Origin of the sequence: Aeromonas sp. R10-2, assembly GCF_040908445.1 — a bacterium.
Classification (GTDB): Bacteria; Pseudomonadota; Gammaproteobacteria; order Enterobacterales; family Aeromonadaceae; genus Aeromonas; species Aeromonas veronii.
This window is the reverse complement of the sequence record NZ_JBFODS010000040.1, coordinates 15,713-26,695: the sequence shown is the minus strand read 5'-3', so window position 1 is coordinate 26,695 and position 10,983 is coordinate 15,713. Positions and strand designations below refer to the sequence as shown.

General features: G+C 54.8%; 23 protein-coding genes. 21 read left to right on the top strand and 2 right to left on the bottom strand.

Annotated features, from left to right (window positions below):
• The coding region (locus AB5Y97_RS09945; RefSeq protein ID WP_368157254.1) for a transposase at positions 1-279 on the bottom strand (279 nt) is incomplete at its 3' end.
• 513 nt (positions 280-792) lie between these two features.
• On the opposite strand from AB5Y97_RS09945, the gene AB5Y97_RS09940 reads away from it, so the two are divergent.
• A complete protein-coding gene (locus tag AB5Y97_RS09940) occupies positions 793-996 on the top strand; it encodes an AlpA family transcriptional regulator (RefSeq protein ID WP_034165687.1) in 204 nt (67 codons plus the stop codon).
• Positions 997-1,383: 387 nt separating this feature from the next.
• Positions 1,384-2,361, top strand: coding sequence for an inovirus-type Gp2 protein (locus AB5Y97_RS09935; RefSeq protein ID WP_234923787.1), 978 nt, complete (start codon positions 1,384-1,386; stop codon positions 2,359-2,361).
• 138 nt (positions 2,362-2,499) lie between these two features.
• Here the strand turns inward: AB5Y97_RS09935 and AB5Y97_RS09930 are convergent, their stop codons facing one another.
• Positions 2,500-2,844, bottom strand: coding sequence for a helix-turn-helix domain-containing protein (locus AB5Y97_RS09930; protein WP_043851830.1), 345 nt, complete (start codon positions 2,842-2,844; stop codon positions 2,500-2,502).
• 274 nt (positions 2,845-3,118) lie between these two features.
• Here AB5Y97_RS09930 and AB5Y97_RS09925 point away from each other — a divergent pair, with 274 nt between their 5' ends.
• The 19 genes from AB5Y97_RS09925 to AB5Y97_RS09835 all read left to right on the top strand — a co-directional run bounded on the left by AB5Y97_RS09925 (position 3,119) and on the right by AB5Y97_RS09835 (position 10,720).
• On the top strand, positions 3,119-3,274 hold the full coding sequence (locus AB5Y97_RS09925) for a hypothetical protein (RefSeq protein WP_113721835.1): 156 nt from the start codon (positions 3,119-3,121) through the stop codon (positions 3,272-3,274).
• 51 nt (positions 3,275-3,325) lie between these two features.
• On the top strand, positions 3,326-3,517 hold the full coding sequence (locus tag AB5Y97_RS09920; RefSeq protein ID WP_043851829.1) for a hypothetical protein: 192 nt from the start codon (positions 3,326-3,328) through the stop codon (positions 3,515-3,517).
• Between the two features lie 52 nt (positions 3,518-3,569).
• Positions 3,570-3,728: a hypothetical protein gene (locus AB5Y97_RS09915; protein ID WP_270804091.1), complete on the top strand. Its 159-nt coding sequence runs from the start codon at positions 3,570-3,572 to the stop codon at positions 3,726-3,728.
• Positions 3,729-3,745: 17 nt separating this feature from the next.
• A complete protein-coding gene (locus AB5Y97_RS09910; protein ID WP_368157758.1) occupies positions 3,746-4,432 on the top strand; it encodes a hypothetical protein in 687 nt (228 codons plus the stop codon).
• Positions 4,433-4,516: 84 nt separating this feature from the next.
• Positions 4,517-5,080 carry a lecithin retinol acyltransferase family protein gene (locus AB5Y97_RS09905; protein WP_368157756.1) on the top strand — a complete coding sequence of 188 codons (564 nt, stop codon included), beginning with the start codon at positions 4,517-4,519 and terminating at the stop codon, positions 5,078-5,080.
• 36 nt (positions 5,081-5,116) lie between these two features.
• Positions 5,117-5,542: a DUF2787 family protein gene (locus tag AB5Y97_RS09900; protein ID WP_198506623.1), complete on the top strand. Its 426-nt coding sequence runs from the start codon at positions 5,117-5,119 to the stop codon at positions 5,540-5,542.
• Between the two features lie 10 nt (positions 5,543-5,552).
• Positions 5,553-5,981: a hypothetical protein gene (locus AB5Y97_RS09895; RefSeq protein WP_368157753.1), complete on the top strand. Its 429-nt coding sequence runs from the start codon at positions 5,553-5,555 to the stop codon at positions 5,979-5,981.
• Positions 5,956-6,264, top strand: coding sequence for a hypothetical protein (locus AB5Y97_RS09890; RefSeq protein ID WP_052815459.1), 309 nt, complete (start codon positions 5,956-5,958; stop codon positions 6,262-6,264). The genes AB5Y97_RS09895 and AB5Y97_RS09890 overlap by 26 nt, the downstream gene beginning before the upstream one ends.
• A 91-nt stretch (positions 6,265-6,355) precedes the next feature.
• Positions 6,356-6,853 (top strand): DNA repair protein RadC, encoded by a 498-nt coding sequence (gene radC / locus AB5Y97_RS09885; protein WP_198505361.1) that lies wholly within the window; start codon positions 6,356-6,358, stop codon positions 6,851-6,853.
• On the top strand, positions 6,850-7,041 hold the full coding sequence (locus tag AB5Y97_RS09880) for a hypothetical protein (protein ID WP_244054141.1): 192 nt from the start codon (positions 6,850-6,852) through the stop codon (positions 7,039-7,041). The genes radC and AB5Y97_RS09880 overlap by 4 nt, the downstream gene beginning before the upstream one ends.
• A 24-nt stretch (positions 7,042-7,065) precedes the next feature.
• A complete protein-coding gene (locus AB5Y97_RS09875; protein WP_335854829.1) occupies positions 7,066-7,404 on the top strand; it encodes a hypothetical protein in 339 nt (112 codons plus the stop codon).
• Between the two features lie 115 nt (positions 7,405-7,519).
• The gene (locus AB5Y97_RS09870) at positions 7,520-8,014 is read left to right on the top strand and encodes a hypothetical protein (RefSeq protein WP_368157750.1); all 495 of its coding nucleotides are present in this window, start codon (positions 7,520-7,522) and stop codon (positions 8,012-8,014) included.
• Positions 8,014-8,229, top strand: coding sequence for a hypothetical protein (locus AB5Y97_RS09865; protein WP_029303599.1), 216 nt, complete (start codon positions 8,014-8,016; stop codon positions 8,227-8,229). The genes AB5Y97_RS09870 and AB5Y97_RS09865 overlap by 1 nt, the downstream gene beginning before the upstream one ends.
• Complete coding sequence (locus tag AB5Y97_RS09860; protein ID WP_043170869.1) at positions 8,226-8,588, top strand: hypothetical protein; 363 nt, start codon at positions 8,226-8,228, stop codon at positions 8,586-8,588. Before AB5Y97_RS09865 ends, AB5Y97_RS09860 begins: the two co-directional genes overlap by 4 nt.
• Before the next feature lie 79 nt (positions 8,589-8,667).
• A complete protein-coding gene (locus tag AB5Y97_RS09855; protein WP_368157749.1) occupies positions 8,668-9,210 on the top strand; it encodes a hypothetical protein in 543 nt (180 codons plus the stop codon).
• Between the two features lies 1 nt (position 9,211).
• On the top strand, positions 9,212-9,553 hold the full coding sequence (locus tag AB5Y97_RS09850; RefSeq protein ID WP_279463357.1) for a hypothetical protein: 342 nt from the start codon (positions 9,212-9,214) through the stop codon (positions 9,551-9,553).
• Between the two features lie 30 nt (positions 9,554-9,583).
• On the top strand, positions 9,584-9,880 hold the full coding sequence (locus AB5Y97_RS09845; RefSeq protein WP_279463359.1) for a hypothetical protein: 297 nt from the start codon (positions 9,584-9,586) through the stop codon (positions 9,878-9,880).
• A 115-nt stretch (positions 9,881-9,995) separates the two neighbouring features.
• The gene (locus AB5Y97_RS09840) at positions 9,996-10,310 is read left to right on the top strand and encodes a hypothetical protein (RefSeq protein WP_201980522.1); all 315 of its coding nucleotides are present in this window, start codon (positions 9,996-9,998) and stop codon (positions 10,308-10,310) included.
• Between the two features lie 2 nt (positions 10,311-10,312).
• A complete protein-coding gene (locus AB5Y97_RS09835; RefSeq protein WP_201980526.1) occupies positions 10,313-10,720 on the top strand; it encodes a type IV toxin-antitoxin system YeeU family antitoxin in 408 nt (135 codons plus the stop codon).
• Positions 10,721-10,983 lie beyond the last annotated feature (263 nt).

Sequence of the window (10,983 nt, the reverse complement as noted above, 5' to 3'; positions counted from 1 at the left end):
TATCTGCTCCGGGCTCCACCACCAGGCGAGTGTCAGCTCGACAAACTGGATGACATCGGCAGATAGCCGAGATTTGGCCGCACTGGCCCGTCGGTGGGTGGCGTGCTGATGCGCATTGTCTGGCTGGTAGCCCTGCGGCCCGGCGTTACGACGCAGCTCCCGGTAGAGGGTGGAGCGATGAACGCCAATGGCGCGTGCGGTGGCAAGGATGGACATCCCCTGTGCGCGAAGCACCGATAACTGGTATCGTTGCCCCTCGGTCAACTGCTGATAGCTCATGGTGATACTGCTTTTACTTTGGCGAGCAGAAGGGTACCACCAATCAGCAGTTGGCCACCTCTCGCCATTCATCCATGAGTGTCGCACTTATTATCTGAATTCCCGCTTGTCTATCAAATAACCATAACTCCGGCTGAATATCACGATAAAAATGCAAAGAAGTAAAATGGCGGACTTCTAGATGTCCGATTCGCACACTTAGCTAAAAATCACGGTACATAACCATGATCACACTTAACATGGGAAGTGACTTTGCATGGCAAAGCGAAGCTCATCTGAATTTTCACTCATTCTCCATGGGCTATGTGCATGCTCCTACCTATGGCTACTACTCCGGCTATCGCTACCTATGTGCACCGAGAGGGTGACCATTCCAAACCATAGAAAGCTACCAATATGAAGGCACATACTTGTATTTGGCATCATGACCACTCAGCTCGCTGAACTACCATCTTTTTTTTCACTGGCCCGCTCTTCTGATGAAACAACCCACTACATCATCAGGAGTACACCATGAACAACACCATCAAAGTCCTGCGCATCAAAGACCTCATCAACAAGATTGGCATGTCTAGGTCTACTATCTATGACTGGCTTAATCCCAAGTCCCCTCGTTATGACGAGACATTCCCCAAACCCTTCAAGATAGGTCAGTCCTCTATTGGTTGGTTTGAACACGATGTTGATAGCTGGCTTATTCATCGCAGCCAGTCTTGAATACATTTTTTCCATCCCTAGTGAGCTCCATAACTTCCAGTGTTATAAATCATGCCTTGATAGGCTCATGGGTTAGGGAAATAGCCATGCCTTCTTATATATGTTTTTGGCGTTTTCGTAGGTAAGGCATGCGTATCACGTTTAGGTATATTTATTATTTGATATCACTACCATTCATTAAACATTACTTCTATTCAATACTATTCCTACGCTATGTACAGCCACCCATATACAACCAATAACCACTATCGAGTACCATTACACCACTCCCATGTGGTGGTCATGCTACCACCAGCATAGTTAGCCAATACCACTCCACCAATCGCCCCTATATACGCGTGTGTCTATCACACAGCGTAGGGTTACTCCTGCCTAAGCGAGGCCTTCATGTTTAATTCAGTCAGGCTATTAGATATCCTAACCTTAACAGACCGACTCCAAAATACAGCGCTTCCTATTGTCAGGGCTGTTTATTCAGCCCCAGGTAAGTCACGCATTACTTGCATTGGTCGTAGGCTATCAACCAAACTCTTTAATGCGTTGGATACCGTATGTGATTATTTTTATTGTCATGAGGAGGTATCGTCAGCGCATCCAACGGTAGCGCTATTCCTAACGCATATGCGAGAGGTTTATGGATTGCATCTCATCCATGAGCGATATCTCGATAGTGATGTCGGTGACGAATTAGCCAGGGATATTAATAACGCGCTGTATGCGTTTCTAAGAGAGTTCAAGAGTAAGGCGCACCGTAAGCGCCTCAATAACCTCAAACGCGCTAAGAACCGCAATCAGCTCAGTATAGCGACGTATGTTAATAGCCTATTCGACCAGCATGCCAAGCTATTAGTCATCCGATTGGATATCGGCTATCACGAAGACTACTACGACCAGCTCACGTTAGACCTCGTGACGGAAGATCGGAATTGTTACCTTCGTCGAGTACAGAACAAATATCCCGCTCTGTTAGGCTATATCTGGAAACTGGAGTTCGGTGTTGATAGACGTTTCCATACCCACATTACGTTCATTTTTAATGGGGCAGTTCACCAACGAGATATCTCGCTGGGTATAGCGCTGGGAGAGGTATGGGAAGATATGTCCGACAATAACGGGAGCTATTTCAATTGTCAGGTCAGGCGGGAGGAATATCGGGAATGGGGAACTGATGGTATTGGGATGGTCCACTACAGCGATACAACCAAGCGCATAAACCTGATTAATGCGCTGAGTTATCTGACCAAGCTGGATACGCAAATATTGGCGGTATTGCCAGCTGGTCGTCGGACCTTCGGGCGTATGGAGAGACCATCACGCCAACCTCGCCTTGGCAGACCTAGGTTATTGTTCTGTCGGTCTGATTGAAAAGGAACTCAGATAGATATTATCAAGGGAGAGTAAACAGATATCGCTGTGAAGCTGCTTGGGAGCGCCATTACGGCCTCCCAAGTTATTGACCCTGGCATCGGGTGTCAGTCAGTCACAGATGCGCACTGCGAGCTGTTAAGGGGCCAATCGTGCCACCAGCTTATCTACCACCTCCAGCACCAGCGCTCTGTCCTCTGTATCGAGCTTAGCCAACTGTTGGCTGAGCACAATGCCTTGTTCGGTGGGGCGGTTGCTGGTCTCACGCAGGAAGTCTGCAAGCTCACACTCAAACAGCTGGGCGAGCTCTGCCAACCGCACCACGGTAGGCACCACTTTTCCCCGCTCCATCCGAGAGACCGCTTCCATCCCGATATCCAGGTGCTCTGCGACTTGATCCTGGGTCAGTCCCGCTTGTTGGCGTTGCCGTCCAATCGCTTTACCGACGCTTTTGGCTAGATCGTCAAAGTTGATGTCTGTCATAAGTCCTCCAGTCAACCTGTATGGTTGGCCATGGACTTATTGACATTAAGGACCCTTTGGGATGAGGGTCACCTCATTAGATCTAATTTAGTGAAGTAGTCACCCCAACATCGAAAGGAGTTCGACACGATCTCACCTCTGGCCACTTTGTTGACTGAGTCTGGTTATCGATCCAGCACTCCCACTGACATTACTCGAATGTCTCGCCTACCCGATAGATTCGCCTTATCGGCCCGGCTTTCTTTTGCCATTTACACATTACAGGAGACTCCTCATGCCATTAGTCCTGATCTGGGTTGGACTTGCTTTATTACTGGGATTTGTTGCGGCTGGTAACGGACGCTCATTCTGGGGCTGGTTCATTCTCGGACTTATAATTGACCCGATTTTAGCCGGATTACTTTACTGGTTGATTTGCAGAGATAGTTGATTATCGGATGCACATGTTAATGGTCAAAATTGAATCATGAAGGTTGGTAATATGGGACTTTGGAAAACGCTTACAACTATAAATGGCAATAGCTTGGGTGGCCTTATCATCAAGCTCATTTATAACGTACCTAAGATGAGCGACAGGACGATTATTGATATTGTTACGGGAAGGAAGTGGGCCCCTGAATTCATCAAAATGTTAGCCGCCAAAGAAGGGGCGCTGCGCTCTCTCAAAATGTGACGAGCCTCGCTTTCACCAAGGAAATTGTATAGCCCCCTCTGACTGCCGGGTGATGCTGCGCAATGACATCGGTGGTCAGCTTGGGGGGACCCATTTCCCACTCAAGCTCAATTACACCGAAAGCTGGCGGCTGGTCATGACCGAGCCGTGCCGATTGAGGGAGGTCATCCTCTTCACCAATCTGGGCAATGCCTCTTACACCATTGAATAACTCGTTTGGAGAGTGACATGACAGAAAAAATCAGACTGGCACTGTGGTGCACATGGTTATCGCTGTTTGCTTTACCGACCTGGGCGGCGCCCCAGTTCACTGTGCCAACGGTCACTAAACGGGTACCGGCCAACGTTGAGGGCACCCTCAATTTCGCCAGCATGCAGTTTTGGATAGAGACCTCGAAAGGGGAACGCATCATGTTGATGCCGCTGGATGAAGATGAGCCAAGGCTCATCCCCAGTGTCAGCCAGCCGGTTTCACTGAACGGCATGATGCTGACCTACTCGGATGGTAGCCGTTACTTCGAACCCTCCTTTGCACCCTCGTCAGCCGCATCAAGTACCGCGTCATTTACCATCGTGAAAAATGACGATTACAACATCGAGATCCGGTATGGGGGTGAGGTACTGCTGCGCACCGATGAATATGACGCCATCACGCTCACGCACCGATTGCCGCTGGCCAATGGGCAGGCGGTCTTGTTTGAGCTGCACAGTGGCGGTGTGGCATGCCCGGTACTCTATCAGTTCGCGGTCGCTCAGACGGGGGCGCTGACCATGCTTTCACAGCCCTTTGGTACCTGCAGCGACGAAGGCAAGCTGACCCGCGAACCCAACGGTTTCACCCTCGACCTGCCCGGCAATCCTCGTCAGCGCTGGGTATGGGATGCCAGCAGCTTGACGCTGCGCAAGCAGTCCTGACCACCAGCCTCCACACATTCACCACCATCAGGGCACCTTCGGGTGCCCTCTGTTTTATGCCGCATTTTATTTAAGGAACGGTTCATGTCATTACCGCAATCAGGGGACCACCTCGTTTCCCCCCGCACCGGTTACCAGCACCACGGTCTCTATCTGGGGGACCATCTGGTCATCCACTACCAGGGGGTCAGTGCCGGTATACATTCCGGTCAGATAGCTATCGCCACCCTTGCCGAGTTTAGCCAAGGGCGGGGTTATCGCATCCAGCACCATAGCGCACGAGCGTTCAACCGGGAGGAGAGTATCGACCGCGCTTACTCCCGTCTTGGAGAGGCGCACTACAGCACGCTCTTTAACAACTGCGAGCACTTCGTGCTCTGGTGTATCGAGGGCTTTCACTACAGCAAGCAGATTAACCAGCTGATTGCCACGGGGTGTATCGCACATCAGGCGCTTCACTCTGTGGCTCGGCAGCCTACCCTTGCGGCCCTGCCTTGCATGGCCACCAGCACGGCACTGAATCCATCAGCAACGACTGTGGTGACCGCTGCAGTCGGTACGTTGCTGAGTAGCTCGGCCACCTCGCTGGCGGCACCCTTGGCTGCCACCTACGGCCTCTACCGCGCTTGGCGCTGGTTCAGGGATTAACGGTTCTCACATTCGATACCAAAAGGACACACCATGATGACCATGCCATTTCACTTGGCAGGGATGGCCCTGCCGATTTCCCCCGAGCTGCCTGACTTACTGCGCAAAGTCGTGCGGGAACAACAGCGCGACCTCACCGACCTCTCGACCCTGACCTTCAACTTTCGCAGCCCCGGCTACAGTGCCGAGACGGGTGGCGTCCATCCGGTAGAGTTGCGGCTTATTCGGGGATTGCACGGCTGGGTCTTCGATTACATCACCGACTTCAGTTACCAGGGGCTGGGCCAGGATGCCGAGCTCTGCAAAGAGCTCGACTTCAACCTCTCCTGCGACGAACACTATCTGCAGGGCTGGGGACCACTGCCCGGCGTGGAAGCGCGGGAACTGTTCGCCCTGTGGCAGAGCAATTTCATTAGCTACGCCCAGTTGGGGTATTTCACCGTCACGGTCAGCGGGGAGTAGGAGGTGTGTGATGACTAACGAACTGCCGCTGACCCACACCTCGCGCCAGTGGTTGGGACTGGTCGCCGCCAAGGCCAAGATACAACCGCGCCACCGTGGCCAGCGCTGGTTACTACACCTCACTCCTGATAGCCCCCATGCCCGCACCGTTACGCTGCACCTGCGCTGGTCTGGGGTGCAGTGGCAACTGCTCTCCCTCACCAATGCCGAGGATTGGCGCACGATGAGCCAGCCGATAGATGAAATATGTGTGGATCCCACGCGCCGCTGTTTCTGGCGTAGCCAGGCAGGGCCCGTCCCGTTCTCTGATCAGCCCCGTGTACTGGGAGACTTTCTGAGCAACCTGCAGCGCACCTGCATTCATCACGGTTATTGCGTAGAGAGTGACCCCTTACCCCATGAGGAGGCTCAAGATGCCCAAACAACCGATAGCCGTTGAGCTGGAGGCGATTAATCGAGAGGGGGAGACGCAAGTGGTGCGCGGCAGTAGCCTGGCGGTTCAGGGCTACAGCGTCTACCTGCGAGCGATGGAGGCCAGCGGTCTTGCCCTGGCGACCTGGGTAGCTGACTACGACACCATTGGTCCCGCCTATGAACTAGCGGAACGGCTGAGTATTGCACTCGCTATCCCGCTCAACGTACTGGTCCCCGGAGCGCTGATGCCGGTGAAGCGTGCCCCTACAGCCGGAGCAGGAGCAGACGCCGCCACCAAGGCCAACTGAACACCCCTCAAAGTGAACCAACAACCGCTCTACCTTTAACCCCGACATGCTTCATGCGTGCCGGGGTTTTGTTTATTTGGAGAATTCCACTATGCGTTACCACAAGCTGAAAGCCGGGGAATGCCCCGGCACGTATGTCGTCACCGAACCCGTGACCGAGCAAGACCTGCTGCGCATCGCCAACCAGATTGCCCGCAAGCGTCTAGCCAAAGGTACTGCCATCACCAGTACCACTGAGGCCGCAGAGCGGCTGCAAACCCTGTTGCAAGAGCGGGAGCATGAAGTGTTTGGTGCACTGTTCCTTGACGCCCAACACCGCGTACTGGCTTTTGAGGAACTGTTTCGCGGCACCCTAGACAGCGCCAGCATCTATCCACGGGAAGTGGTCAAAAGGGCCCTACTGCTCAATAGTGGCGCGGTCCTCGCTGTGCATAATCACCCAAGCGGTGACCCCGAGCCCAGCCACTCTGACCGGGTCTTTACCCAAGCCCTCAAAGAGGCCTTGGCGCTGGTCGATGTACGATTGCTCGACCATCTGGTGGTCGGTGCTGAGGGCGTAGTCTCGCTGGCTGAGCGAAACCTGCTATGAACCAGACCCCAGGCAAATCTCACCTCACCGCCCTCGACATCCTCCTCGAGCTGCGCTGCTGGCTTGAAGACAACGTTCAGATGCAGGCCGAGCCCGCTATCGTGGCTCACCTGCCTAACGGCTACCAACTCACCCAGAGCGATTGTGTCGAGGCCATCGATGCGCTGCTGCATCATCTGCGCCATTAGCCAACCCAAGAAGGGACACGCACCATGCGATTACCCAATCCCTATGCCCTTGAGGAAATGCTCGGGAAGCTACGCCATGGCCTGGCAGCCGCCAGCAACCAAGGGGCGCTGGCGTTGTTGGGGCAAGCAGTCACCAAGGCTCGTGATGACGAGGGTTATGCCATGCAGCTTGAAGAGGCCTTGCTGCGGGGATCCACCATCGAGATCCGCGAATGCCTCAGCTGCTTTGGCGACTACTTCGAGCGCTCCCGAGACGCACCACCCTATTACCCGCATCACGATACCGTCAACGGCATTGATTGTGCGCTCTACGCCATCCTGTTTGATGCGGCTAACCCAGACGCAGAGCAGGCGCACGAATAACGCCAGCATCCCCAAACCCGGATCATCCGCGCCAACACCATGATCCGGATATTCCAACACTACCCACTGGGCCACCTCACTGCAGGTGGCCTTTTGCATTTCAAGGAATCACCCCATGTCTGCCTTCATGATCGATCGCAAGGATTACCTAGCCTTTGCCGTACAGTTACACCGCTTTTGCAATGCCCCGATGCCACCGCACTACATCCTTGAGTTGCTGCGCACCCTCTGGTGGAACTCGCCAATGGATGTCACCAGTACCTGGACGTGGCGGGTAGACCGGCTGGTACGGCTGATGATGCTCGCCAACCGGCGTGCAGTCTGGCATCGCTATCAGCTGGGGCGTCATCAACCACGTCAGCACCGCTCTACCAAGCTGAGTCCGCTTAAACCTGCCCACCGTTACCACCAGGCTCCACTCACCGATAGCGAGCTGGTGGCCCTCTACAAGTTCACCTGCTGCGCCCTGTACCAATCGAGCGAATGGACCGGGAGCCCTGAGCAGGCACCTCGGCTTGTGAAGGTACTACAGCAGTTGCAACAGGCTCTCGCACAAGACGTGCTGCCCCGGCTGTCACTGTGGGAGCAAGCACCCTGGGGAGAGATGTGATGGATCTCTACATCACCCTGACAGTGGCAAGCTCGCCACCGAGTTCAATGGCCCACCTAGCCCAACGTGTCGCCGATGACATGGCACACCTGCATCACCGTCTAGGGGATGGGGTGAGCGATGAACTGGGCATCAGTATCAGCTATCTGGTCGAACAGTTTGCGCTGCTGGCAGCTGCTTACCGTTCACCGGAGGAAAAGGAGAAACACCCATGATCGAATTCAACGACAGCTTTAGCCAGGCCTCCGTAGCGGAGGCCATGTGTGCTCACTCAGGGCTTGCCAAGCTCATCAGTCAGCAGTTGATGCTGCCGGGCTTTGCCTATGCCCACGATGTGGAGGGGCGACGTATTGGTGGCCCGCTGGTGGCCCCCAACCCTGTGTTGCACAAGACCACGCTCTTTGTCAGTCCACGGGATATGCGTGAGCACCTGCCACGAGAGATTAACTTCGCCCGCTTTCGCTGCGCCTGTAATGCAGCGGGTCAGCCGGTCGGTGAGTGGCAACGGGTAATTGTCGGGGCCTACGTCAACCACGGTAGTAATGACAAGCCGGATTGGAGTAGTCACACCTGAGCCACGGCCACCAGCACACACAAGACCCCATACAGCCCCTCACACCGAGGGGCTGTTTGCATTTGAAGGAAGCCCAACCATGCATGACTTACGTGATTACAAGACTCTGTCCGCCCGACAACTCACCGCCGCTATCGGCCAGCTCAACCACAACACCGCACCGAAGATAATGACCCATCTGGCATTGCGGGCCAGACAGCAGCACCCGCTCGGTAATGGTCGTAGCAGAGCCAAAGCCCTCACGCTGCTGCGCCGGGTCAAGAAGGCTCACCAAGCGGGGCGTATCCTTTTTGAGCTCACCGTGACGGGTTGCCGCATCGACCGGGGGAGCCATCAGGCTGACCGTTACTACTACGACCGGACGCTGCTGGCCCAGGTCTGGCAGCAATACGACACCGAGGAAGACGCCTGGTACTTCGGCATCTGGATTCACACGGAGAAGCTAGAGACATTTACCTACGCCGAAGGGGATACCAGCCATGTGATTGCGCCAAACGTTGAGGTGTTTCGCGCTGAATTGGCGCGGCTCTACCAGTACTACCCGCAAGCCCCGGCCTTTATCAGTATCGACCCGGAAGCGGGCGTTGTAACCCGCCACTTTGAAGCCAAGCCGGAGGTGTGAAATGGCGAAAAACATCACCATCAAGGTGCCCGGCAAACATCCGCAAACTGGCGAGCTCACCACCTTCGAGCTCAAAGGGCAACGCATGGATATCGACATCGGCGGCCAAGCCGTGCCCTTTCTCATTCACGGCAGGGGCGTCGGCACCTCGCTTACCCATATTCCGAGTGGTTACCGCATCGCGCTGCTCGGTGGCTGGCTCACTGCGCGTTACGCAATCCCAGAGAATAAGCCCAGCAGAGTGGCCTGCGCCCAAATGGCAATAGACCGATTGGTAGCCCAGTACGGCTCGCAGCACCTGCTGGACCGGCTCAATTGCAAGCCGGTTATCAATCAGATGTAACGCACAGCCCAGACAACAAGGAGCGATGCAATGACCAACACCATCCCTGCAACACCTGACCCACTGGCAGGCCATTCGGTTATGCAGATGCTGGATGTCGCCATGAGTTCCATCATCGGCGATTACGATGACGCAGACCAGGAATCAGAATGGCAATGGGTCAAGCTTATGGCCTCCCATGAACATGTAGGCGTAAAGGATGACTCCACCTACGAGTACACCTTGAACCTGGCCATGGAGCTCGATGCCATCCCGCCAGCACTGCAACCCTTGCTCACTGCTGCCCAGCAGGCCGGTGTGAACTACATCCTGTTTTACAACGGCTAGCCACCGCGACCTGGTAGCGGTCAACAACCACAACAAGCCAGCCCCGTTCATCCACAAACAGCATAAAGGGCCAGCCCTCACAGGCTGGCCCTTTGCATCATTGGAGTCGCCGAACATGACCCGTCTTATCACCGGACTCGAGGTGCATCGCTATGCCCCCGAGCTCAATAAACTGCATCTGCGTAACCGGCAGACGTTATCCGCTCCCGGCATCACCACCATCAAAGAGGCCAAAGCCCGTCTATTTGGCCGCTGGCAGCCTGGGCATCAGGTAACCATCACCGTGAGCCATCCCGATTACGTCAATCTCTCCCGGCTCTACCGGGGGCGACTGGCCAGTCTGACAGAACTCCCGGAGCATCTGAACAGACTGCGCCAGCGCCACAATGTGCCCGGCACCCGCATAGACATTCGACTGAGGTATTGCTAATCATGACCACGACAACCACCCACACCAATGACGAACACCGACCCGCAGCGCCAGACCAGTCCACCCGGATTTTTGCGCAGTGGGGCTTGCCCCATAACGTGACGCCGCGCTTTGGGGCTCGTCTCATTCAAGAGCATCATCGCCTGCACTTTCTGTCAGATCGGGCCTCACTGGTAGGCGAATGGCAGGAGGAGGCTATAGACCGGCTGGAGGCTGCCTTACCTACCATCATCAAGGAACTGGAAGCCAAGCTGCTGACCGGCGAACTGGATGCCCAGCGCCAGCAACGTATCACTATCCAGCATGGAGGCTTTACCTGCGAAGCCGATACCCTTGGCAGCCACGGCTATGTCTACTTAGTCATTTACCCAGCGACGAACATGGACGCCAATCCTAAGCGCAAGACGTGACCACCAATCCGCTTGTGGTTACATTTTGGCACCTACTCATCCGTGATTAATGGGATAGGTCGTGGGGAAGGCCAATTCATGGCCTTTCCTTTGTTTTTTTGCCCGCTAACGTGAGACGTTGACCATTTCATCTCTGCAATAACAACGATGCGCAGTGATCACCTTTCGCGTGACATTACGCATAGTGCTGCGGGGTTCATTTGTATAAACTGCCCGCCAGATAATGGATAGACGACTGACGGGCCGGACTTTTTCTCGCCGAT

Coding starts and splice junctions, on each gene's coding strand:
- AB5Y97_RS09940 (WP_034165687.1), top strand. CDS start 793: ATGAACAACACCATCAAAGTCCTGCGCATCAAAGACCTCATCAACAAG.
- AB5Y97_RS09935 (WP_234923787.1), top strand. CDS start 1,384: ATGTTTAATTCAGTCAGGCTATTAGATATCCTAACCTTAACAGACCGA.
- AB5Y97_RS09930 (WP_043851830.1), bottom strand. CDS start 2,844: ATGACAGACATCAACTTTGACGATCTAGCCAAAAGCGTCGGTAAAGCG.
- AB5Y97_RS09925 (WP_113721835.1), top strand. CDS start 3,119: ATGCCATTAGTCCTGATCTGGGTTGGACTTGCTTTATTACTGGGATTT.
- AB5Y97_RS09920 (WP_043851829.1), top strand. CDS start 3,326: ATGGGACTTTGGAAAACGCTTACAACTATAAATGGCAATAGCTTGGGT.
- AB5Y97_RS09915 (WP_270804091.1), top strand. CDS start 3,570: ATGCTGCGCAATGACATCGGTGGTCAGCTTGGGGGGACCCATTTCCCA.
- AB5Y97_RS09910 (WP_368157758.1), top strand. CDS start 3,746: ATGACAGAAAAAATCAGACTGGCACTGTGGTGCACATGGTTATCGCTG.
- AB5Y97_RS09905 (WP_368157756.1), top strand. CDS start 4,517: ATGTCATTACCGCAATCAGGGGACCACCTCGTTTCCCCCCGCACCGGT.
- AB5Y97_RS09900 (WP_198506623.1), top strand. CDS start 5,117: ATGACCATGCCATTTCACTTGGCAGGGATGGCCCTGCCGATTTCCCCC.
- AB5Y97_RS09895 (WP_368157753.1), top strand. CDS start 5,553: ATGACTAACGAACTGCCGCTGACCCACACCTCGCGCCAGTGGTTGGGA.
- AB5Y97_RS09890 (WP_052815459.1), top strand. CDS start 5,956: ATGCCCAAACAACCGATAGCCGTTGAGCTGGAGGCGATTAATCGAGAG.
- radC (WP_198505361.1), top strand. CDS start 6,356: ATGCGTTACCACAAGCTGAAAGCCGGGGAATGCCCCGGCACGTATGTC.
- AB5Y97_RS09880 (WP_244054141.1), top strand. CDS start 6,850: ATGAACCAGACCCCAGGCAAATCTCACCTCACCGCCCTCGACATCCTC.
- AB5Y97_RS09875 (WP_335854829.1), top strand. CDS start 7,066: ATGCGATTACCCAATCCCTATGCCCTTGAGGAAATGCTCGGGAAGCTA.
- AB5Y97_RS09870 (WP_368157750.1), top strand. CDS start 7,520: ATGTCTGCCTTCATGATCGATCGCAAGGATTACCTAGCCTTTGCCGTA.
- AB5Y97_RS09865 (WP_029303599.1), top strand. CDS start 8,014: ATGGATCTCTACATCACCCTGACAGTGGCAAGCTCGCCACCGAGTTCA.
- AB5Y97_RS09860 (WP_043170869.1), top strand. CDS start 8,226: ATGATCGAATTCAACGACAGCTTTAGCCAGGCCTCCGTAGCGGAGGCC.
- AB5Y97_RS09855 (WP_368157749.1), top strand. CDS start 8,668: ATGCATGACTTACGTGATTACAAGACTCTGTCCGCCCGACAACTCACC.
- AB5Y97_RS09850 (WP_279463357.1), top strand. CDS start 9,212: ATGGCGAAAAACATCACCATCAAGGTGCCCGGCAAACATCCGCAAACT.
- AB5Y97_RS09845 (WP_279463359.1), top strand. CDS start 9,584: ATGACCAACACCATCCCTGCAACACCTGACCCACTGGCAGGCCATTCG.
- AB5Y97_RS09840 (WP_201980522.1), top strand. CDS start 9,996: ATGACCCGTCTTATCACCGGACTCGAGGTGCATCGCTATGCCCCCGAG.
- AB5Y97_RS09835 (WP_201980526.1), top strand. CDS start 10,313: ATGACCACGACAACCACCCACACCAATGACGAACACCGACCCGCAGCG.